The sequence below is a fragment of the Delftia sp. WSY_10 genome, from assembly GCF_043104705.1.
Classification (GTDB): domain Bacteria; phylum Pseudomonadota; class Gammaproteobacteria; order Burkholderiales; family Burkholderiaceae_C; genus Comamonas; species Comamonas tsuruhatensis.
This window is the reverse complement of the sequence record NZ_JBICKY010000035.1, coordinates 384,977-404,818: the sequence shown is the minus strand read 5'-3', so window position 1 is coordinate 404,818 and position 19,842 is coordinate 384,977. Positions and strand designations below refer to the sequence as shown.

16 protein-coding genes are annotated in these 19,842 nt (G+C 68.9%); 5 read left to right on the top strand and 11 right to left on the bottom strand.

What is annotated here, in order from left to right; genetic code table 11:
• Positions 1 to 173: 173 nt before the first annotated feature.
• The 9 genes from ACF8ML_RS17575 to ACF8ML_RS17535 all read right to left on the bottom strand — a co-directional run bounded on the left by ACF8ML_RS17575 (position 174) and on the right by ACF8ML_RS17535 (position 12,861).
• Positions 174 to 2,159 (bottom strand): HEAT repeat domain-containing protein, encoded by a 1,986-nt coding sequence (locus ACF8ML_RS17575; RefSeq protein ID WP_209668842.1) that lies wholly within the window; start codon positions 2,157 to 2,159, stop codon positions 174 to 176.
• 189 nt (positions 2,160 to 2,348) lie between these two features.
• On the bottom strand, positions 2,349 to 2,756 hold the full coding sequence (locus ACF8ML_RS17570; RefSeq protein WP_016446377.1) for a GFA family protein: 408 nt from the start codon (positions 2,754 to 2,756) through the stop codon (positions 2,349 to 2,351).
• Positions 2,757 to 2,850: 94 nt separating this feature from the next.
• Positions 2,851 to 3,186, bottom strand: coding sequence for a hypothetical protein (locus ACF8ML_RS17565; RefSeq protein ID WP_223275358.1), 336 nt, complete (start codon positions 3,184 to 3,186; stop codon positions 2,851 to 2,853).
• 198 nt (positions 3,187 to 3,384) lie between these two features.
• Positions 3,385 to 4,329 carry an FHA domain-containing protein gene (locus tag ACF8ML_RS17560; protein ID WP_016446376.1) on the bottom strand — a complete coding sequence of 315 codons (945 nt, stop codon included), beginning with the start codon at positions 4,327 to 4,329 and terminating at the stop codon, positions 3,385 to 3,387.
• 119 nt (positions 4,330 to 4,448) lie between these two features.
• On the bottom strand, positions 4,449 to 6,659 hold the full coding sequence (locus ACF8ML_RS17555) for a TOMM precursor leader peptide-binding protein (protein ID WP_392407534.1): 2,211 nt from the start codon (positions 6,657 to 6,659) through the stop codon (positions 4,449 to 4,451).
• Positions 6,616 to 7,482: a class I SAM-dependent methyltransferase gene (locus tag ACF8ML_RS17550; protein ID WP_289087145.1), complete on the bottom strand. Its 867-nt coding sequence runs from the start codon at positions 7,480 to 7,482 to the stop codon at positions 6,616 to 6,618. The genes ACF8ML_RS17555 and ACF8ML_RS17550 overlap by 44 nt, the downstream gene beginning before the upstream one ends.
• Positions 7,457 to 8,242, bottom strand: a complete 786-nt coding sequence (locus ACF8ML_RS17545) for a BMA_0021/BMA_0022 family TOMM bacteriocin (RefSeq protein ID WP_016446373.1) — start codon at positions 8,240 to 8,242, stop codon at positions 7,457 to 7,459. Before ACF8ML_RS17545 ends, ACF8ML_RS17550 begins: the two co-directional genes overlap by 26 nt.
• 17 nt (positions 8,243 to 8,259) lie before the next feature.
• Complete coding sequence (locus tag ACF8ML_RS17540) at positions 8,260 to 12,348, bottom strand: TOMM system kinase/cyclase fusion protein (protein ID WP_047327504.1); 4,089 nt, start codon at positions 12,346 to 12,348, stop codon at positions 8,260 to 8,262.
• A 165-nt stretch (positions 12,349 to 12,513) separates the two neighbouring features.
• Positions 12,514 to 12,861 carry a low molecular weight protein tyrosine phosphatase family protein gene (locus ACF8ML_RS17535; RefSeq protein WP_016446371.1) on the bottom strand — a complete coding sequence of 116 codons (348 nt, stop codon included), beginning with the start codon at positions 12,859 to 12,861 and terminating at the stop codon, positions 12,514 to 12,516.
• Positions 12,862 to 13,004: 143 nt separating this feature from the next.
• On the opposite strand from ACF8ML_RS17535, the gene ACF8ML_RS17530 reads away from it, so the two are divergent.
• Complete coding sequence (locus ACF8ML_RS17530; RefSeq protein WP_016446370.1) at positions 13,005 to 13,409, top strand: GFA family protein; 405 nt, start codon at positions 13,005 to 13,007, stop codon at positions 13,407 to 13,409.
• 11 nt (positions 13,410 to 13,420) lie between these two features.
• Positions 13,421 to 14,563: a DSD1 family PLP-dependent enzyme gene (locus tag ACF8ML_RS17525; RefSeq protein ID WP_047327503.1), complete on the top strand. Its 1,143-nt coding sequence runs from the start codon at positions 13,421 to 13,423 to the stop codon at positions 14,561 to 14,563.
• A gap of 74 nt (positions 14,564 to 14,637) precedes the next feature.
• Here the strand turns inward: ACF8ML_RS17525 and ACF8ML_RS17520 are convergent, their stop codons facing one another.
• Positions 14,638 to 15,645, bottom strand: a complete 1,008-nt coding sequence (locus ACF8ML_RS17520; RefSeq protein WP_046238589.1) for a tripartite tricarboxylate transporter substrate binding protein — start codon at positions 15,643 to 15,645, stop codon at positions 14,638 to 14,640.
• Between the two features lie 203 nt (positions 15,646 to 15,848).
• On the opposite strand from ACF8ML_RS17520, the gene ACF8ML_RS17515 reads away from it, so the two are divergent.
• Positions 15,849 to 16,748 (top strand): LysR family transcriptional regulator, encoded by a 900-nt coding sequence (locus ACF8ML_RS17515; protein WP_013801913.1) that lies wholly within the window; start codon positions 15,849 to 15,851, stop codon positions 16,746 to 16,748.
• A gap of 40 nt (positions 16,749 to 16,788) precedes the next feature.
• Here ACF8ML_RS17515 and ACF8ML_RS17510 read toward each other — a convergent pair whose 3' ends face one another.
• Positions 16,789 to 17,571 (bottom strand): IclR family transcriptional regulator C-terminal domain-containing protein, encoded by a 783-nt coding sequence (locus ACF8ML_RS17510; protein ID WP_392407532.1) that lies wholly within the window; start codon positions 17,569 to 17,571, stop codon positions 16,789 to 16,791.
• 170 nt (positions 17,572 to 17,741) lie between these two features.
• Between ACF8ML_RS17510 and pobA the strand changes: the two genes are divergently transcribed.
• A complete protein-coding gene (gene pobA, locus ACF8ML_RS17505) occupies positions 17,742 to 18,917 on the top strand; it encodes a 4-hydroxybenzoate 3-monooxygenase (RefSeq protein WP_047327502.1) in 1,176 nt (391 codons plus the stop codon).
• Between the two features lie 120 nt (positions 18,918 to 19,037).
• On the top strand, positions 19,038 to 19,820 hold the full coding sequence (locus ACF8ML_RS17500; RefSeq protein ID WP_043791151.1) for a 2OG-Fe dioxygenase family protein: 783 nt from the start codon (positions 19,038 to 19,040) through the stop codon (positions 19,818 to 19,820).
• The last annotated feature ends 22 nt before the right edge of the window (positions 19,821 to 19,842 follow it).

The window sequence follows — 19,842 nt, the reverse complement described above, 5'->3', positions numbered from 1 at the left end:
CGGCAGACCTGACGCCAAGCTTTCCCGATCGTCTGGATTTTGCCTGAAGGCACGGTGAATCTTCGTCAAGGGGCCGGGCAGCTCTCAGCCTCAAGCAGCCGCACCAAATGCCGGCTCTACAGCGATGGCAGATCCTGACCGGGCGCACCGCAATCCGTGCGGGGATGTGCGTGTCAGCGTTCCCTGCGCAGCTGTCTGGCACTGGCCAACAGGAATGCGCGCGTGCCCGGCGCGCCCAGCCCATCGAGTGCGCCACCATCTTGCGCGCCCATGGCCAGCCAGGCTTGCATTGCGGCCTGCGCCACCTCCAGATGAAACTCTTTCAGCAGCAGGCGGACAAGCGGTGCCCCCGCCGCAGGGTCTGCGATCTGCCCCAGCGCCATGGCCGCTGCCTGGCGGCGGCGCGCGTTGGGGCTGCTCAGTTGATCGATCAGTGCAGGCACAACCGCCTGGTCGCCCAGACTGCCCAGACGGCCCAAGGCTTCCAATATCTCTTCGGTGGCGAGGTCGGCCTGCAGCGCCCGTATCAGGTCTGGAATCGCCTCGCGCGTGGCTGCCTTCGCCAGCGTTTCGGTGATCAGCCGGGCATCAGCCGGCGATTCGGCTTGCAGCAATGCCGCAGCTAGCGCCGCGCTGGCCTCGGCGCTGGGCGTGGCTGACAGCGACAGCATGGCGGCGTCCCGCAACGGGTTGCGGCGGACCATCAGAGGCGCCAGCAAACCGGCCCCCTGGGGGTCGCGGAACTCGGCAAGCGCCATCACGTACCGGTGTCGCACGCTGTCGCCGGCTGCCTGGGCTGCAGCGATCAGCGCAGGCAATACGTCAGCCCCTTGCGCTGCCAGTGCTTTGCAGACGTGGTGGACGTATTCGTTGCGGATGCCGGGTATCAGCCCCAGGAGCAGGGCCTGCACTTGGGGGCCGCGAAGATTCTGGCAGGCGTACGCCACGGCGCTGGCATTCCAGTGGTGGGGGTCGTCCGCCAATGCCTTCGCGAAGCCTTCGAAACCCTCTGCTGAGCCCATCAAGGCCAGCGTTTCGGCCACGCCCACGGCGTCGCCGCCGCACAGCTGGGGCAGCATGGCGCGCAGATGCTGGGCCGCTTCCTGGGGCGCGGTGCGCGCCAGCTGCAGCGCGGCGGCTCGCCGTACCTGCAGCGACGCCGTGCGCAACCCTGCGCGGGGCCACTGCGACTCGCCAGGCCCTTGCAGCTGGGCCAACACCTCGGCCAGCTCGTCGGCATCGCGCGGTGTCCTTGCCTGCTCCAGCGCGGCCATCAGTTCAGGCACGGCTTCCTGCGCCTTCAGCGGGCCCAGCGCCGGTGCTGCAACGGTCACTCCGGCACGCAGCAGTGGCGCGATCGCACGCGCGTCGCCCAACTCGCCAAGCACCTTGACCAGTGCCGTCCTCAGCTCCCGCGGCATCCCGCGGCGCGGGTGTTCAAACGTCTCGATCAGCGGGACCACGGCTGCCGTATCGCCCAGGCGCCCCAGTGCGCTGATACAGGTCCCGCGGACTCTGGCGTCCGTATCGTGGAGTCCTTCCATCAGCAGGTCCAGGCAGGCGTGTGTGGATTTCTGGACCACCGCGCTGCACAGCGTGTTGATCACCTCGCCAAAGTCTTTCTTTTTGTCGGTCTCCTCACGCCGCAGCGTGCGGATGGCCTCCAGCAGGTCGGCGATCCAGTGTTCGTCGGCGTGGCTGTGAATGGATGTCGCCGCATACTCGCGCACCGCCGCGCTGCGGTGACCCAAGGCCTTGAACAAAGGCGCCCGGGCCTGTGGCGAGGAGATACGGCCCAGGTACATGCAGCCCGAGCAGGCTTCGTCAACGCTCTTGGACTTGGCCATGCGCAGGTACAGGGGCAGTGCCTCATTGGAGGGACGGATCAACAAGGCCTGCCTGGCCGCGTCAGCCACCTTTGCGTCTTCGTCCAGCGTCGCGCTCACCAGGAGCGCGGGAGCGCGGTCCGCCAGCTCCAGCAGTGCATTTCGGGCCAGGGGCAGCTGATTTGCCGGCGCGGACCTCATGAATGTCGTGATGGCCTCGAAAGCCACTGCGGGGGCAGCGCAGGACAGCGCTTGCAGCGCCATGAACACATCGACGTTTTTTGTGGAGCTCTGCAGCTGGTCTGCGAGTGCCTGGCTTGGGTTGTCGTTCATAAGTACTGGAAGGGCCGGTCCGGATTGCCCTGGTTCTGCTTGTCCGAGAAGACCACCAGCACAGGCTCGTCTGGCGCGCCCTGCATCATAGGTGCCGCCCCAGGGCCGCCACTGGACAAGTCGTCCACCGGTCGACCGGCCGGGCAGGCCTTGGCATCCGGCCGCTTTTTGCCGACCCCATCCGCCCGATCACCTTGTCCCACCATCCACCCACGCCATCCCCGCCCCCCGGTTCACATGCCGCTGCCTGCCCACGACAAACTCCGAATCCAGCGTGGCCAGTGCGACGGAGATCCATGCGCCTTCTTCGTAATGCTGGCTGTGCCATGACAGCGATGAGCCGCATTGCTGGCAAAAGCAGCGCGTGATGCCGGGCGATGAGGCAAAGGAGCGCAATTGCTCCTGGCCCCGGGTGAAGACAAGGTCCTTTGCCGGCACGCTGCCGTAGGTGGCGAATGCGGCACCGTGGGCCTTCTGGCAGATGCGGCAGTGGCAGTGCGAGACGGCCTGGGGCGTGGAGCGCAGTGCATAGGCGATGGCGCCGCACAGGCAGCTGCCGGTCAGGGCAAGAGGGGGGCTATCCGGGGCGTTGCTCATGGTCGGGCGGGCACGAAAAAAGGCGCATGCCATTGTGCATGCGCCCCAATGCCGCGACAGGGATGCGCGGCAACCCCAGGAGTCATCCGTTTCGTCAGTCGCCGATGACCTGCAGCCCGCTGCCGTCCCCATGCGCCTGCAGGCACATTCTTCCGAGGTCGTTGAGAAAGCGCAGCACCGGCATCTCGCCCACGCAGGCGGGGATGGCGGCCATGATGTCGTTGTGCAGTTCCAGCAACTGGTCCGAGGCCACGAACATGGCGGCGGATTCGCCGTAGTAGTGCCGCCAGAAGTCCTGCAGCAGGCCGTGACGGGCCTTGCCGACGACCAGGGGATAGCCGTTTTCCCAGACCTGTGCGTCCATGGAAAGGCTGGCCAGGCCAGGGTCAACGGGCCGCGCGCTGGCGGGGATCAACAGTACACGTCGCATGTCCATGCTCATTTGCGGTTTCCAGGTGCGCCAGTGGACTCGGGCAACCCGGTCCGGGAGGAGGGTGAGAGGTCCTTGCCGCAGGCGGCAGGAACCGGTTCCCACTTTATTGACGTGTGCACAACAAGAAAATTACAGCTGATTACATACGGCGAGCGATGCGCCGTGTGCCTGCCGTTCTCCGTTGCAGTTCGCCGTTCAGGCGCTGCGCGCCCCGCCCTCGATCTCGAACGCAAAGTCCCCGAAGCGCAGGCTGCCGCGCCGCCGCTCCACCAGGGCCGGCAAGGCCGCGCATTCGGGCAGGGCGCTGAGGATCTGGTGCTTGGCGCGGAAGATCTGGATGTTCACGTATGACGAATCCACGCCCAGCATGCGCGAGAGCGCGTCGAGCTCTATCCAGCCCTGGCTTGCGGGGGCCAGGCCCTTGTGGGCGTCCTGCTGGCGCACGCGGGCCAGGGTGACCAGGGTGTAGTGGTGTATGCGTTCACCCAGCGCGATGGGCTTGCCGTCGCTCATGACGGTCAGGCTGGCGTGCTCCTCGTTCTGGCTGACGTGGAAGCGAAAGGACACGTCCGGCGGCTTGGGCGCATGCGGGTCGAAGCTGCTTTCCCGCGTGGATTCCAGGTCGTCGCATTGCACGAATTCCCAGCTGCCTGCCGAGGTGTGGACCATGGCGCCGTCCACCAGGGGTTCGGTGCCGTCGCCGGACTCCAGCAGCCAGCGGCCGTCTTCGAAGAAGACGTTGGCTTCGGGCTCCTGGGCGTCGGGCAGCAGGGTGCCGCGCGGGTTCAGGGCCAGGGGGGCGTCCTGGGGCAGGCCCGGGCCGGGGCTCAGGCAGGTGACGGGCGGTCCCAGGTCTTGCACGGTCCAGGCCGCTTCTGCGCCTTCGCCCATGCTGAGCCTGGCGCCCACGGTCAGTACGGTCCAGCGGCCGGCGACCAGGCGCACGCCGTTGAGCATGGTGCCGTTGCGGCTCTGGTCCACGATTTCCCAGGTCTGCCGGTTCCAGCGGAACAGGGCGTGGACCTGGGAGACGTCGGGCGCCTTCATGACGGTCTGGCAGACCGAGGGGTGGCGGCCGAAGGTATGCAGGGGCCGCAGCACGACGATGCTGCCGTCGAGTTGGTTACGAAAGAGGGCCATCGCCTCGAATTCTCCTTGGGGCTTGTGTGAACAGGGGGTGGGCTGGGGGCGCATTGGCCCGGAGCCGGCAGCCTGTTGCCAAGCCGAGAGAGTACATGCCCGCTGCGCGTTTCAGTTTGTCAAACGTACAGCGCCTGCGGATTGAACTCGGATTCCTGCAGCGGCCGGCTGCGCCAGCCCAGGGCCACGGGCACGTCGCGCAGCCGTGGATTGCCCAGTTCCGGCCAGATATGGCACAGGCCCGGAACCACGACCTTGACGGTGTACAGAGGGATGTCGGGGCGCGAGTGGTCGTAGACGATGGTTTCCAGGCCCAGGCCCCGTGCGATGTCCACGCAGTGCGCAATGGCCCGGGCAATGTCCGGCGGCGCGGTGTCCGCCTGCTGCGCAGGCTGTTGCGGCGGCGCATCGGTGCCGTCCAGCGGATGCAGAAAGGCCTGCACCTGCTGCGGCACGGCAAAGCCCTTGCCCGCCGCGATCAGCTGGCTGATTTCGGTGAGGGCGCGTTCGCAGGCCAGGGCGCGGTCCAGGCTGCAGCCAAAGCCCACGGCCCAATGGCCGGTATCCGCGTGGCGGCCCACGCAGACCACGACCGGTATGCCGAAGTCATGGGTGATGTCCAGCAGCCAGTACGACCATTGCGGGCCGCAGCTGCGCGCCAGGCGCTGGCGCGTGGCTGCGGCGATGCCGTCCAGCGCGATGGCGGGCCTGCGGATCTGGCCGTACCACCAGATGGCGGCGGCGTCGCGTTCCACCAGTTCCATGAAGCCTTGGAGGATGGCCTCTTCCCGTGTGTTGCCTGCGGCGCAGCCGTTGGAGGTCCAGCCCACGTGGTGCTGGCTTTGCGCGGGCGCATGGGCCAGGCAAAAGCCCAGCGGCAGGTAGCGGCGCGCATCGGCGGTCAGGGACCAGGCGGGCGCCCACCACAGGGGTTCGCCCTGGCCGGCGCCGGGGGCCACGGCATGCGGCGGCCTGTCGGTGGCAAAGCGGGCGGTCTGCCGGTCGCTGAAGCGGGCCAGCGCTGTGGGAGGAATGCAGGGCGCATCCAGCTGCGCGGCGGGGGCGACGACCACGGCTTCATCGCCCTGGTGGAAGGCGGCGTAGCGCTCCACGGCTTCGCACATGGCGCTGGCGCGGGCCTGCATGGCCGACAGGCCCTTGCCCAGGCACAGCTGTGTCGGGGGGCCTGCCAGGAAGCCGCTGCCAGGCGCGGGCGTTCTGAAGATTTCGCTGCGGTAGACGGTGAGCGCTTCGTCGGTCTCGGCCGTCAGCGGCGTGACCCGGGCAATCACGCCGGTCAGCGGGCTGACGTGCCGGGACAGGCGCTGCACCGTGGTCTCGGCCGGCACGCTGCGCCAGCCGCCGTCGGCGCGCGCGGCATGCGTGCCGGGAACTGGCGCAATGGGTTCGCGTTGGCGCAGTGCCATCAGCCCCGGTGTGCCGCAGTGCGGGCATTGCGGGTGGGCGGCCACGGGGTGGGCCTGGGAGGGCTCCAGCGTCCACACGGTTTGCGCTGCATCGGTGTGCGCCAGCAGGCGCTGCACCGTGGGCAGCAGGGCCTGCAGCCGCGTGGCGATGAGGTCGGCGCCGGCGCGCACGGGCGGGCAGCGGCCGCTGTCGTGCGGCGGGCCGCCTTGCGCGGCGCGTGCGGGATGGTTGCGTTGCCAGCGGTGCGCCAGGCAATGCCAGCAGGCCGATGCGGTGCCGGCATGGGGCGTGAACAAAGGCCCGGCCATGGCCTGCTCGCCCGCGGGCCGGACCAGCAGCCAGGGCCGGCCTGCGGCACGCTGGCCGGCGTCGATGGCGCCCAGGCGCGGGTCCAGGTAGTCGTCGCAGAAAACGATGGTGAGCGGGGCGGGGGCGGGTGCCTGCGTGGCCACGGCTGCAGCCCAGTGGCAGGCGGCTGTGCTGTCCAGCGCTGCAGTCAGCAGGACGATGTCGATCTGCTCCGATGCCTGCAGGCGCACGGGCGGGGCCGAGAAATCCGGTTGCAGATAACCGTGGCCGTTCAAGTCGCTGTGCAGCACCGGCTGGACCAGGCCCTGGCGCAGCAGGGCGCCCAGGGCGTGCAGCATCTGCGCAAGCGGCGCATCGGGCGCTGTGGCGCAGTGCTGCATGAGGCTGTTGCCGGCCTGCAGCGGGGCGTTGAGCGCCAGCACGGCGGCGGAGCCCAGGGCCAGGGTGTCGCGTTCGCTGGCCAGCAAGAGGCGGTCGCCCTGCTGCACGGGGGGCAGGAATTTCTCGTGCCAGCGGAAGGCGTCGGCAAACAGGTCCGGGGCCGCAGGCTCAGGCAAGGGACGGGGCTCCCAGTTCAAGGCGGACGACGGCATACGGATGCTGGCCGGTGGTGGCGTGGAAGGCGGTCTCGAACAGCTGGTGCTGCTGCGAGAACCGGGCATACAGGTGTTCCTGCAGGCTGATGCGGATGGCGGGGTGAATGCGCTCCATCTGGGCGCCGTCCGCAAAGCCGGAGACGACGGGCAGCCGCATGCCGCCCACCTGCATGGGCAGCCGTGCAAGGGCCGGGTGCACATGGTCGAGCACCACGGTGCACGGCGGGCTGCCGGGCGCGGCAAAACGCTGGGCCAGCTGCTGCAGCATGGCCTCCAGCGGCGCCTGGGGAAGGTAGGGGCAGACGCCTTCGAGCAGCACCAGAACGGGCTGGCTGCCGGGCAGGGCGGCGGCGTCCAGCCAGGAGGTGTCGAGGATGGAGCAGGCAAGGCGGGTTTCGTCGCCGTCCATGTATTGATCGCGCAGCGCAATGGCGTCGGGCAGGTCCACGTTCAGCCAGCGTGCGGTGCCGGCCAGGGCCGCCAGGCGGCTGCGCCGCGTGCACAGGCCCGCGCCCAGCGCAATGCACAGGCCGGACGGATGCGCGCTCAGGAATTGCGTGGTGAGCCGGTCGAACAGCTGCGTGCGCAGCACCACGCTGCGCACAAAGGCGGGGTCGGCGGCGTGCGCCTCGCTGGCCTGGGGCAGCGCCGCCGCGATGCGGCACGCCTCGGGGTCGGCAAAGGGCGGCAGGTCGTGCAGCTCCGGGGGAGCTGCCGCACCTGCAGCGCGGGCACGTGCCGCCAGCGTCAGCAGCAAGGTGGCCGTGGCCCCTTGCAGCTGCGCCGGTGCCGTATCAGCAGGTGAAGGGATAGGCGTCACCGGTGTTGTTGTAGGAGGTGAGGGCGATGGCCCACAGGTCCTGCTCGGCGGGTGCCACCGGGTAGTTCAGCACGATGCCGTTCTTGATGGCCGTGCCGTCTGCGCGCTGCAGGTTCCACTCGCCGCGCGCGGCGTCCCAGGTGAAGGCCTGTTCGGTCTCGAAGCGGACCTGGAAGTTGAACGGGTTGTTGTAGCCCAGCCATTGGCTCAGCACGGGGGCCTTGTCCTTGCCGTCGTCACGCGTCAGCTCCGCGTGGAACTCGGGCGACTGCCAGGCCAGGGCGATGGCCCGCAGCACCACGCCGCCGAAGGCCAGCAGCGAGTCCGGGCCGCCGCCGGGGATGCCCAGGCCCGTGGGCAGGGCAGCCCTGAGCATGCCGTTGTTCGGTTCCTCGAACGAGGTGCTCACGCCCATGAAGTTGGGGAACAGCTGGTAGTAGGCGGCCAGGGCCTCGGAGGCATGGGTCTGGGGCGCCTGGGGCAGGACGATGACGAATTCATCGTCGGGACCGATCCAGCCGGCCGTGAGCACGGGCTTCCATTCGGCGCGCTGGGTGGGGTCGTCGCTCAGGCGCAGCGACACATCGACCTGGGGCCACTGGGTCGGCAGGTTGAAGTCGCGGTGCAGCATGGGCTGGATGTCGCGCTGCCCCAGCAGGTCACGGCGGTAGGCGTCATCCTGCCAGGAGCGGGCGATGGCCCGCAGGTAGGCAAGGCGGAATGCGAGCAACGGTTCAGTATTCTGCAGCTGGGTGGTCATGTGACTTCATCCTCGGTTCAAGAAAAATGCGCCTGGCCGGGCAGGGGCCCGGACAGGTGCACGGACAGTTCAGGCCGCAGCGCGGCCAGCTCACTCAGGCGCGCGGCCACGTCAGGCCTGGCGGGTGCCAGGGCCTGCGACAGGGCCAGTGCCTCGGTTTCGGTGCGGTACTTGCCGGCAGTGCGCGCAGTCCCGGCCGCCTGGGCCAGGCTGTCCTGCACGGCCGCGTGGTCGGCGCCCATGGCCAGCAGGAAGCGGGCCTTCTTCAGGTGCAGCTCGCTGCTGTGCAGCCGCTCGTCCAGCACGTCGGCCAGGCGCAGGCATTCGTCGATCTTGTCCAGGGCCTCGGCCCAGCGCCCGCTGGCCGCCAGCATTTCGGCGACGAAGGAGCGGTAGTAGGTCTGGCAGTAGCGGCAGCCCATGTCCCAGAGCAGCTGCGCCGTGCCGCTGGCGCGTTCAATGCCCTCGGCGCTGGCGCTGCCTGCGCCGTCACCCAGCGCCCAGCAGCGGATGATGTCCGCATAGCCCGAGAACGCAGGCAGGCCGTAGCGGGCCGTGATGTCCAGCAGTTCGCCCGTGGTGGCCAAGGCGCTTTCCTTGTCGCCACGTGCCTGGTGGACCAGGGCCTGGTAGAGCAGGGCCATGCTCAGGGATGGGATGTGCGAGACCTCGTGCGCCAGGCGCACTGCGTCGTTCGCATCGGCCAGCGCGGCCTGGTCGAAGCCGGCGAACCAGCGCACCAGGGCGCGCCCGCAGGTGGCCCAGACGCGCGTGTCGAAGCCGAACTCGGCCGCATGGTGGGCATGGGCCACGGGGTCGTAGCGGGTGATGGCGTCGGTCAGCGCTTCTTCGGCCTGCTCGAATCGGCCGTCGGAGTAGTGGGCCAGTCCCAGGTAGGTCTGGGCGGCCACCAGCACGCCCGTGTCCTGCTGGCGCACGGCCTGCTCCAGCAGCCGGTGGCTGAGCTGGCGCACTTCCTCGCGGTTGCTGGCCACGTGGTGGTAGGTGATCAGCATCCACAGGTGCTGCACCTGCTTGTAGTCGGCCACGGCGTTGGCGCCCGGGCCGGCCAGCAGCTCCTGCGACAGCGCGATGCGTTCCACCACCTGGGCATGGGCCCAGCCGTGCTTGTTCATCAGCGCCTGGGTCACGTAGCTGTTGACGTCCAGCCGCGCCTCGCGCTGGGCCACGCCCTGGAGCTGTTGCAGCCAGTCGTCGATATGGCGCGCGTAGGCAATGGTTTCATCGTTGAGCGAGCGCAGCTGGGTGATGCGCAACTGCCGCACGGCCAGGGCCACGGCCTGGGCGTGGTCGCCGGCGTCCGCCCAGTGCTGGGCCACGCCTGCGGGTTCCGCCGCAACGCGCTGCGGCTGGTGCTGCATCAGGGCCAGGGCCACGTCGCGGTGCAGCAGCCGGCGCTGCGATACCAGCATGCATTCGTAGGCCGTGTCCCTGATCAGCGCGTGGCGGAACATGTAGGCGCCCGGGCCCGCGCGTTCGTCGGCAATCACCAGGCCGGCCTGGCCCAGGGCGGCCAGTTCCTGCCCGACTTCGCCCTGCGGGCGTTCCAGGCAGGCGCACAGCAGGTCGAAGTCGAAGTGCCGGCCCATGGTGGCGGCCAGCTGCAGCAGGGGCTTGAGCGGGCCGATGCGGTCAAAGCGGCTGACCAGCGAGTCGCGCAGCGTGAGCGGAATGGCGGCCGGCAGCTCGGCATGGCGAAAGTCCCAGACGCCGTCTTCCTCCACCAGGTGGGCATCCAGCAGCATGCGCGCCATTTCCTGGATGAACAGCGGCACGCCGTCCGTGCGTTCCACCACGTGGCGGATCACGGCAGGGCTGAGCCGGCGCGGTGCCAGCGTCTGGCGGGCCAGTTCGGTGGCCTGGGCGTCTTCCAGGCGCCGCACGTCCACGCAGTCGGCCTGCAGGCCCTCGGGCGGTTGCCACTGCGGCCGCGCCGTGAGCACCAGCAGCACGCGCCGCCCGGGCAGGCGTGATACCAGTTGCTCCAGCAGTTCGATGCTGGTGGGGTCGGCCCAGTGCACGTCCTCGACGACCAGCAGCAGGGGCTCGGCTTCGGACATGTGCAGCAGCCATTGCGCGGTGGACTGCAGCAGCAGCGCCCTTTGCATGACGGCCGAGATGCGGCTGGGCTCGCAGTCGCCCAGGGGCAGCGAGAGCCAGGCGCACAGAATGGGCAGGGCGGCCTCGGCATCGCAGCCTGCGGCGCGCAGGGCTTCGCGCATCTGTTCGCGGTGGTCCTGCGGGGGATCTGCCGCCTCCAGCCGCTGCCGTATCAGGCCCAGGAAAGGGGTCAGCGCGGTGTTGCGGTGCTCGGGCTGGCATTGCAGCACCACGGTGTTCGCGCCCTGTGTCCTGGCGTGGACGAGCAGCATGTCGGCCAGGCAGGATTTGCCGATGCCCGGCTCGCCGCGAATCCACAGCGCATTGCCCCCGGCTTCGCGGGCCCGCGCCCATGCGTCGTGCAGGCGTTGCAGTTCGGGTTCGCGGCCTATGCACTGCAAGGCTGCATCGGACACAGGTCCCTGCAGTAGCTCGGCTGGCTGCTCCAGCTCCAGGCGATAGGTCTGCATGCCCGTGGGCTGGCCGGGCAGGCGCAGGCTGCCGGCCTTCTCGAAGCGCGCATGGCGCGACAGCAGGCGGTGGCTGCTTTCGCTGGCCAGCAGGGTGCCCGCATCGGCGATGGCCTCCAGCCGCATGGCCACGTTGACGGCATGGCCCGAGGGTGCTTCGCCGCCGACCACCACAGCCATGCCGGTGTGCAGGCCCATGCGGATTCCCAGGTGCAGTCCGTGGACCTGCTCGATGGCGGCCGCGCGGCTGCGGCTGAGCGTCAGCAGCTCCTGGGCCGTCATGCCGGCCTGGCGGGCATCGGTGTCGCTGGTGTGCGGGTAGCCGAAGAGCACCAGCATGCGGTCGCCCAGCGTGCCCGCCAGCATGCCACCGCGCCGGGTGGCAACGTCGGAGAATAGCGTGAGTTCCTCGCGCTGCAGCAGCTCGATGTCTTCGATGTTCAGCCCCTGCGAGGGCTGGCTTGAGGTGCCCGTCGTGCCGTCCATGCCGTGGGTGTCGCTGCCCGGCCAGAGGGAGACGCTGCAGCACAGCACGGTGAGCTGGCGCACTTCGGAGAACACGCGTGTGGTGGCCACGGTGCGTGTCAGGTCCGCCTGCTGCACCTGGGCGGCGGCGGGCAACTGGCCCACCAGATCGTCCAGCCGCACGCGCATGAGGTCCCTGAGCAGGGCCGCCGCCGAGTCGCTGCGCTCCGCAGGCCGCTTCTTGAGCGCCTTGCGCAGCAGGGCGGCGATGGGGTGGGTGGAGATGGCCGGCGGCAGCTGCACTTCCTGCGGGCTGAGCTGGCGGTGCACGATCTCGGCCACCGAGGCGCCCTGCACGGCGGGCGTGCCCGTCAGGCATTCGAGGAACATCAGCCCCCAGGCATACAGGTCGGTGCGGGCGCTGGGCGGCTCGCCGCGCAGCTGCTCGGGGGCGCTGTAGGCGGGCGTGCCAAGGCATTCGTCGCCCATGGTGAGCTGCGAGACCTGCGGGCCGGCAAACTGCGGGATCACGGTGCCGATGCCGAAGTCCAGCACCATGGCGTGGCGCACCGCGCCCGTGGAGGTGACCATCACGTTGTCGGGCTTGAGGTCGCGGTGCACGATGCCGGCGGCATGCGCGCAGTCCAGCGCATCGAGCACCTCGGCCATGAGGCGGCCGGCCTCGGCGGCAGTCAGCACGCCCTGGCGGCGGATCAGGCTCTTGAGGGTCTCGCCGGGCACATATTCGAAGACGCCGTAGACGCAGTCGCCTTGCTCGCCCTTGTCCAGCAGCTGGACGATGTGGGGATGGTGCAGGGACGCGCACAGCATGGTCTCGCGGTGGAAGCGCTCCACCTGGCGGCCGCCTTCCTGCAGCCTGACGACCTTGATGGCCACCGATGCACCCGTGCGCCGGTGTCGCGCGCGGTATACGGTGCCGTAGCCACCCGATCCCAAGGTTTCCAGCAGTTCGTAATCGGGTATTTCCAGGGGGGCTGGCGCCACCGGGGTCACCGCAGCTTGCGTGGGGTTGGTGATGGCATCGTGCATTTCAGCCTCGGTTGGGTATCCTCCTGGAGGGTATCCAGTCGTCCATTTGTCATACGGCAGACCGTGCTTTTGATACCGTTCGTTACTATAGCGTACGTCCGAATGCAATTGCCTGTTTTTGCCTACGTGCTTGCCCATGGTTGCCGTCGCCGTGGCGTCCGGCGCTCAGTCCAGTTGCAGCAGTGCGCTGACGGCGGTCTGCAGCATGTCCACCAGTTCCGGGTCCATGTAGCGGTACTCGTCAGGAATATCGAGCACATGCAGGCGCTTTTGCGCCAGCAGCCGGCCGTAATCGGCCTTGAGGCGGGACTGGTGCCTTTCCTCCATCACGAGAATCACGTCGGCCCAGGCCACATCGTCGGCCGACACGCGGTGGCGGGCGCCCGCACTGGTGCCTCCCGAGCGCACCTGCAAGGCAGGGTGCCTGCGCCAGACCTGCTCTGCCGTGGGGCTGCGCCACTGGTTGCGGCTGCAGACGAAGAGGACCTTGAGGCGGTTGTCATTGCGGGGCATGGCTGACAAGGGGGATGGATGGTTGAGAGGACTGGCGCGCAGTGTAGGGCGCCGCGGTTTGCAGGTGCTGCGCCATCGCCTATGATGCGCGACACCTGTGAATAATCCCAGGTACTCGCAACCCACGGAAAGGTCCATGCACCATGAACGGTCACTGTCTTTGCGGCGCTGTCAGCTTTGTCTCTCCCCAGGCCCGGGAAATCGGGGCCTGCCACTGTGGATACTGCCGGCGCTGGGGCGGCGGCCCCATGCTGGCGGTGCATTGCGGGCCCGATGTGAAGTTCGAGGGCGGCGAGCACATCGGCACCTATGCCTCCTCCGAATGGGCCGAGCGCGCCTTCTGCAGGCAATGCGGCACGCACCTGTACTACCGGCTGCACGCCACGGGCGAGTACTTTGTGCCGGCCGGCGCCTTCGAGTCGCAGGACTTTGAGTTGGCCACGCAGATCTACATCGACAGAAAGCCCGGCTACTACGACTTCGCCAACCAGACGCCGACCATGACCGAGGCCGAGGTCATCGCCCAGTACGCGCCCCCGCAGGAATGAGGCACAGCACCATGCCCTTGCACGATGACGCCAGCGGTCTGGCACTGGAGCCTGCCGCACGGCCCGGCGATCCGCTCGATCGCATCGACACACCCAGCCTGGCGCTGGACCTGACGGCCTTCGATGCCAACCTGCGCACCATGCAGGACTGGGCCGACCGCCATGGCGTGGCGCTGCGCCCGCATGCCAAGGCGCACAAGTGCCCCCAGATCGCGCTGCGCCAGCTGGCGCTGGGCGCGCGTGGCATCTGCTGCCAGAAGGTGAGCGAAGCGCTGCCCTTTGTGGCGGCCGGCGTGCGCGACATCCTGATCAGCAACGAGGTCGTGGGGCCGGCCAAGCACGCGCTGCTGGCCCGGCTGGCGCGCAGTGCGCGCATGGCCGTGTGCGTGGACAACGCGGCCAACCTGGTGCAGCTGTCCGAGGCCATGTCGCAGGCGGGCGTGGAGATCGACGTGCTGGTGGAGGTGGACGTGGGTCAAGGCCGCTGCGGCGTCACGGGCCCCGAGGCCGTGCTGGCCCTGGCGCGGCAGGCGCACAACCTGCCGGGCGTGAATTTCGCGGGCCTGCAGGCCTACCACGGAGCGGCGCAGCACCGGCGCAGCCGCGAAGAGCGTGCGCAGGCCTGCCAGGAGGCTGCGAGCCGGGCGGCGGCCTGCGCGCAGCTGCTGCGCGACAACGGCCTGGCGTGCCACACCATCACGGGCGGCGGCACGGGCAGCGTGGAGTTCGATGCGGCCAGCGGCGTCTACACCGAGCTGCAGCCGGGCTCCTATGCCTTCATGGATGGCGACTACGGCGCCAACGAATGGGGCGGGGCGCTGGCCTTTCGCCGCAGCCTGTTCCTGCTGTCCACGGTGATGAGCACGCCCGCGCCGGACCGCGTCATCCTCGATGCGGGCCTGAAATCCACCTCGGCCGAATGCGGCCCGCCCGCCGTCTACGGCACGCCGGGCCTGCGCTGCGTGGCCATCAATGACGAGCACAGCGTGGTATGCGTGGAGCCTGGCGCCCAGGCGCCCGCCCTGGGCAGCGTGCTGCAGCTGCTGCCCTCGCACGTGGACCCGACATTCAACCTGCACGACGAGCTGGTGGTGCTGCAGGGCGGCACGGTGCACGCGCTGTGGCCGATTGCGGCGCGCGGGCTGTCGCGCTGAAGACGGCATGAAAGAAGCCGCCGGCCTTGCGGCGCGGCGGCTTTTTTGCGTCTGCGCCTGCTGTGGCCTGTGGCTTACAGCTCGATCTTGGCGCGGCGGATCACGTCGCCAAAGCGCTTGTTTTCCTCGACGATGAAGGCCTTGAACTCTTCGGGCGTGGGAAAGTAGTTCTCGTAGCCGAAGGTCTGGAACTTGGGCTGGATGTCGGGCTCGCGCAGGACTTTCATGGTGTCCTGGCGGATCTTCTCGACCACGGCCGGCGGCGTGGACTTGGAGACGGCAAAGGCATTCCAGCCGGTGACCACGGCATCGGCCGGGCCGCCGGACTCGGCCACGGTGGGCACGTCTTCATAGCCCTTGAGGCGGTGGGGCGCCAGCACGGCCAGAAAGCGCAGCTTGCCCGAGCGCATCAGCGGGCCGGCCGTGCCCGAGGAGCCCAGCGCAAAGGCCAGCTCGCCCGTGGCCACGCTGGTGTACAGCTGGCTGGTTTCCTTGTAGATGACGTGTTCCATCTTGGTGCCCGTCAGCGACTCCAGCAGGGCCGAGCCCAGGTGCACCGGGTTGCCCACGGACCACGAGCCGTAGTTGAGCTTGCCGGGGCGCGCCTTGGCGTCGGCAATCAGGTCGGCCACGGTCTTGTAGGGGCTGTTGACCGGCACGCAGACGAAGAAGAAGGTGCGAAACAGCGGCAGGACGACCTCGAAGTCCTTGTCGATGCTGTAGGGCAGTTTCTTGAACAGGTGGGGATAGGCGGCCAGGTGGACGTTGTCCAGCTGGATGATGTCCGTGCCGTCGGTGGCGCCCCGCTTGAAGGCCTCGATGGCGATGAAGCCGTTGCCCCCCGGGCGGTTTTCCACGATGACGGGCTGGTTCCACAGGCGCGCCAGCTTGTCGGCCACCAGGCGCGAGGTGCCGTCCGGCCCGCCGCCCACGGGGAAGGGGTTGATGATGCGCACCTGCTTGGTGGGCCAGTTGGCGGCGGCACCCGACTGGGCGCGCGCGGGTGCCAGGGCGCCCATGGCCAGGGCGCCAAGGGCGAGGCCCGCCTGGCGGCGATTGATGCGGAAGGCGCTGTCTTTCATGGTTTGTCTCCGAGTCGCTGTTGGGCTTGCTGGGTGGCTTGGTCCTATGCCGGCAAGGCACAGGCTGCTCTTGTTTTTACGCTCTCTTGCGGGAGCGGCTGGATCATCCAGTCGCCGCATTGTGTCAGTTCGTTGCAAAGCACCTAGCCGTGGCTGGCGCTAGCAGCTATAGCAAAATGGCATAAGTGAGGAGGCGAGAGAACATGAATTTGCAGCAGATAGAGACGTTCGTGCATGTGGCCGAGACCGGCAGCTTCAGCAAGGCGGCCGTGCTGCTGGAGACGGCCCAGCCCGCACTGAGCCGCCAGGTGCGGGCGCTGGAGACCGAGCTGCGCGAAACCCTGCTGATTCGCACCGGCCGCGGCGTGACGTTGACCGACGCGGGCCGCCGCCTGCTGGAGCACGGCCACGCCATCATGCAGCGCGTGGCGCTGGCCAAGGAGGATCTGGGCAGCCAGCGCGACGAGCCCGTGGGCCGCATCGTGGTGGGCCTGCCGCCCAGCCTGGCGCGGCGCCTGACGCTGCCGCTGATCGACCTGTTCAGCAAGGACATGCCCAAGGCCCGCCTGGCCGTGGTCGAGGGCTTTTCCATGAACATTGCCGAATGGCTGACTTCGGGCCGCATGGACCTGGGCCTGGTCTACACGCCCGAGCCGCATCCGCACATCGAGGTCACGCCCGTGCTGGAAGAGCGCCTGTGCCTGATCGGCCCGGCGCGCACCCTGGGCGGGCGCAGCGGCGTGCGCTTTGACGAGCTGTCGCAGTTTCCGTTGATCATGCCGCAGCACGGCCAGATCTTCCGCAAGTTGATGGAAGCGCAGGCCACGCTGTCCCAGGTCAAGCTCAACGTGGTCTGGGAAGTGTCCAGCGTGCCGGCCATCCTGGACCTGGTGCGCGGCGGTTACGGCTACGCCGCGCTGACCGACAGCGCCATGCGCAGCCACCTGACCGATGCCGAGCTGGTGGGCATTCCCATCGAGTCGCCCCATGTGGTGAGCACGCTGTGCCTGGCGCAGTCGGCCAAGAAAAAGGCCACGCCGCTGATCCGAAAGACCTCGCTGGCCCTGCGCGAACTGAGCCAGCAGGTGTGCGCGCCGCTCTGAGCGGCTGCAGCGACGGAGGCAGGTCGCAGGTCAGCAGGCCTCAGAGCAGCGGCCGCAGCTCCCGCGCCGCCTCCTGCAGCAGCGGCAGCAGCTCGGCCGCCATGTCGGCGGGCGCCATGCGCTGGGGCGAGGTCACGATGTTGAGCGCGGCCACCGTGCGGCCCTCCATGTTGCGCAGCGGCACGGCCAGGGCCTGCACGGCCAGCTCATGCTCTTCCAGGGCCAGGCAGAAGTCCTGTCGGCGCACTTCGTCCAGCACGCCTTCGAGCGCTGCGCTGTCGGTGACCGTGTGGGCGGTCAGGCGCCGCAGGTCGTGCGAGGCCAGCCATTGCCTGAGCTCGGCCGCAGGCAGGGCGGCCAGCAGCACGCGGCCGGTGGAGGTGGCGTGGGCGGGCAGGCGGCTGCCCAGGTGCAGGCCGTGGGCCATGAGGCGCTGGCCGCGCTCGTGCAGGGCGCTGCGCGCGACGATGACCACCTCGTGGCCATCGCGCACCACGCAGGAAAACGACAGCTGGGTCTGCGCCGCCAGCCGGTAGAGCACGGGCTGGACGATGCGCGGCAGCCGCGCCGAGGCCAGGTAGCTGCCCGACAGCCGCAGCACCTTGGGCGCCAGCCAGAAATGGCTGCCGTCCGTCTCCAGGTAACCCAGGTGCGCCAGCGTCAGCAGATGGCGGCGCGCGGCCGTGCGCGTGATGCCCGAGCGCTCGGCCGCCATGGTGGCGTTCAGGCGCTGGCGCTCGGTGTCGAAGCTCTCCAGCACGGCCAGGCCCTTGGCCAGTCCGGCGATGAAGTCATCGGGGTCGATGGGAAAGGGCTGGTTCATGGGCGGGGAGGGCGGGCATGCAGGTAGTGCGCGATTGTCGCGCAGATTGCGCGATCACCGCGCAACTCATGTGCCAGCCCCTCGTCTTTGCGCTGCCTCAAAACTAGTCTTGGGACCAGGCCATGGCATGAACCGGCCATGACATCGAACAACGCAACGGAGACAGATCAATGCGTACCCAAGTCGCCATCATCGGCGCAGGCCCTGCCGGCCTGCTTCTCGGCCAGCTGCTGTACCGCGCAGGCATAGACAACGTCATCATCGAGCAGCGCAGCGCCGACTACGTGCTGGGACGCATCCGCGCCGGCGTGCTGGAACAGGTCACCGTGGACCTGCTGGAGCAGGCCGGCGCCGATGCCCGCATGCGCGCCGAAGGCCTGCCGCACGACGGCATCGAGCTGCTGTTCGGCGGCCAGCGCCACCGCATCGACCTGCACGGCCTGACCGGCGGCAAGCGCGTCATGGTCTACGGCCAGACCGAGGTCACGCGCGACCTGATGGAAGTGCGCGTCGCCGAGGGCCTGGCCACGGTCTACGAGGCCAGCAACGTGCAGCCCGTGGGCTTCGATGGCGACAGCCCCGTCGTGCGCTACGAAAAGGACGGCCAGGTCCATGAGCTGCAATGCGACTTCATCGCCGGCTGCGACGGCTTTCACGGCATCTGCCGCGCCAGCGTGCCGCAGGACAAGGTGCGCACCTTCGAGAAGGTCTACCCCTTCGGCTGGCTGGGACTGCTGTCGGACACGCCGCCCGTCTCGCACGAACTGATCTACGCCCAGACCGAGCGCGGCTTCGCACTGTGCAGCCAGCGCAGCGCCACGCGCAGCCGCTACTACCTGCAGGTGCCGCTGACCGAAAAGGTCGAGGACTGGAGCGACGAGGCCTTCTGGAACGAACTGCGCCTGCGCCTGGACCCCGAGGCCCGCGAGCGCCTGGTGACCGGCCCCTCGCTGGAAAAGAGCATTGCCCCGCTGCGCAGCTTCGTGACCGAGCCCATGCGCTTCGGCCGCCTGTTCCTGGCCGGCGACGCGGCCCACATCGTGCCGCCCACGGGCGCCAAGGGCCTGAACCTGGCCGCCTCGGACGTGGGCTACCTGTCCAGCGCCTTCGCGCAGTACTACCGCGACAAGGCGCCCGAAGGCATCGACGGCTATTCCGAGCAATGCCTGCGCCGCGTCTGGAAGGCCGAGCGCTTTTCGTGGTGGATGACCTCGCTCATGCACCGCTTCCCCGACGCGGGCGGCTTCGACACCAAGGTGCAGGAGGCGGAACTGGACTACATCGTCAACTCCCGGGCAGGCTCGACCTCGCTGGCGGAGAACTATGTGGGGTTGCCGCTGGTGTGAGCCCAGGGCAATAGCGAGGGGCAGCGCCCGCATTGATGCGCGTCTGTCGCCACAGCATTGCGCAAATTTGCAGCCCGCCTCGCCCGGACGGGTGCGGGCGAGGAGTAAGCTTGTCGGGTTATGGCGCACATCACGTTTCCCCCTCCCTATATCGCCCCCCAGAATGCAGCGCAGTCGCTGCGCGACGCAGGCTATGCGGTGCTGCGCCCCGATGAATTCGCGGCCTGGGCAGGCGTGTCATTGACCGAGCTGCATGCGCTCGATGCCGACTGGGCCCAGCTGCCGCCCGATGCCTTTCTGAAGGACGGCGGGCGCTACCGGCGCCGCCGCCATTCCTGCTTCATCGCCGGGCAGGACGGGCTGCAGCAGGTGGAGCACCGCGCGCACTGGCAGCCGGTGGAATACAACGCCCTGCATGGCGGCATGCTGCGCATGTTCGATCCCATGCGCGACGCCACGGCGCAAAGCGCCACCTGGAGCCGCCTGCTGCTGGCGCTGGCGGGCCTGTCCGACCAGGTGTTCTGCGCACAGGGCGATGATGTGCAGCACGAGCGCTGGTTCATCGAGTCCCACCAGTTCCGCATCGACACCACGGACGGCATTGGCCGACCCACGCCCGAAGGCGCGCACCGCGACGGCGTGGACCTGGTGGCCGTGATCCTGGTCGGGCGCGAGGGCGTGAAGGGCGGCGAGACACGCATCTTCGAGGCCACGGGTCCCAGCGGCCAGCGCTTTACGCTGACCGAGCCCTGGTCGGTGATGCTGCTGGACGATGCCCGCATGATCCACGAGACCACGCCCATCCAGCCAGAGCAGCCGGGCGGCGTGCGCGATACCCTGGTGCTGACCTATCGCCGCCAGGGTTTCCAGGGCTCGGAGCTGACGCGTCGCCGCAAGGATTGATGCAGCTCAAGACGCTGGCGCA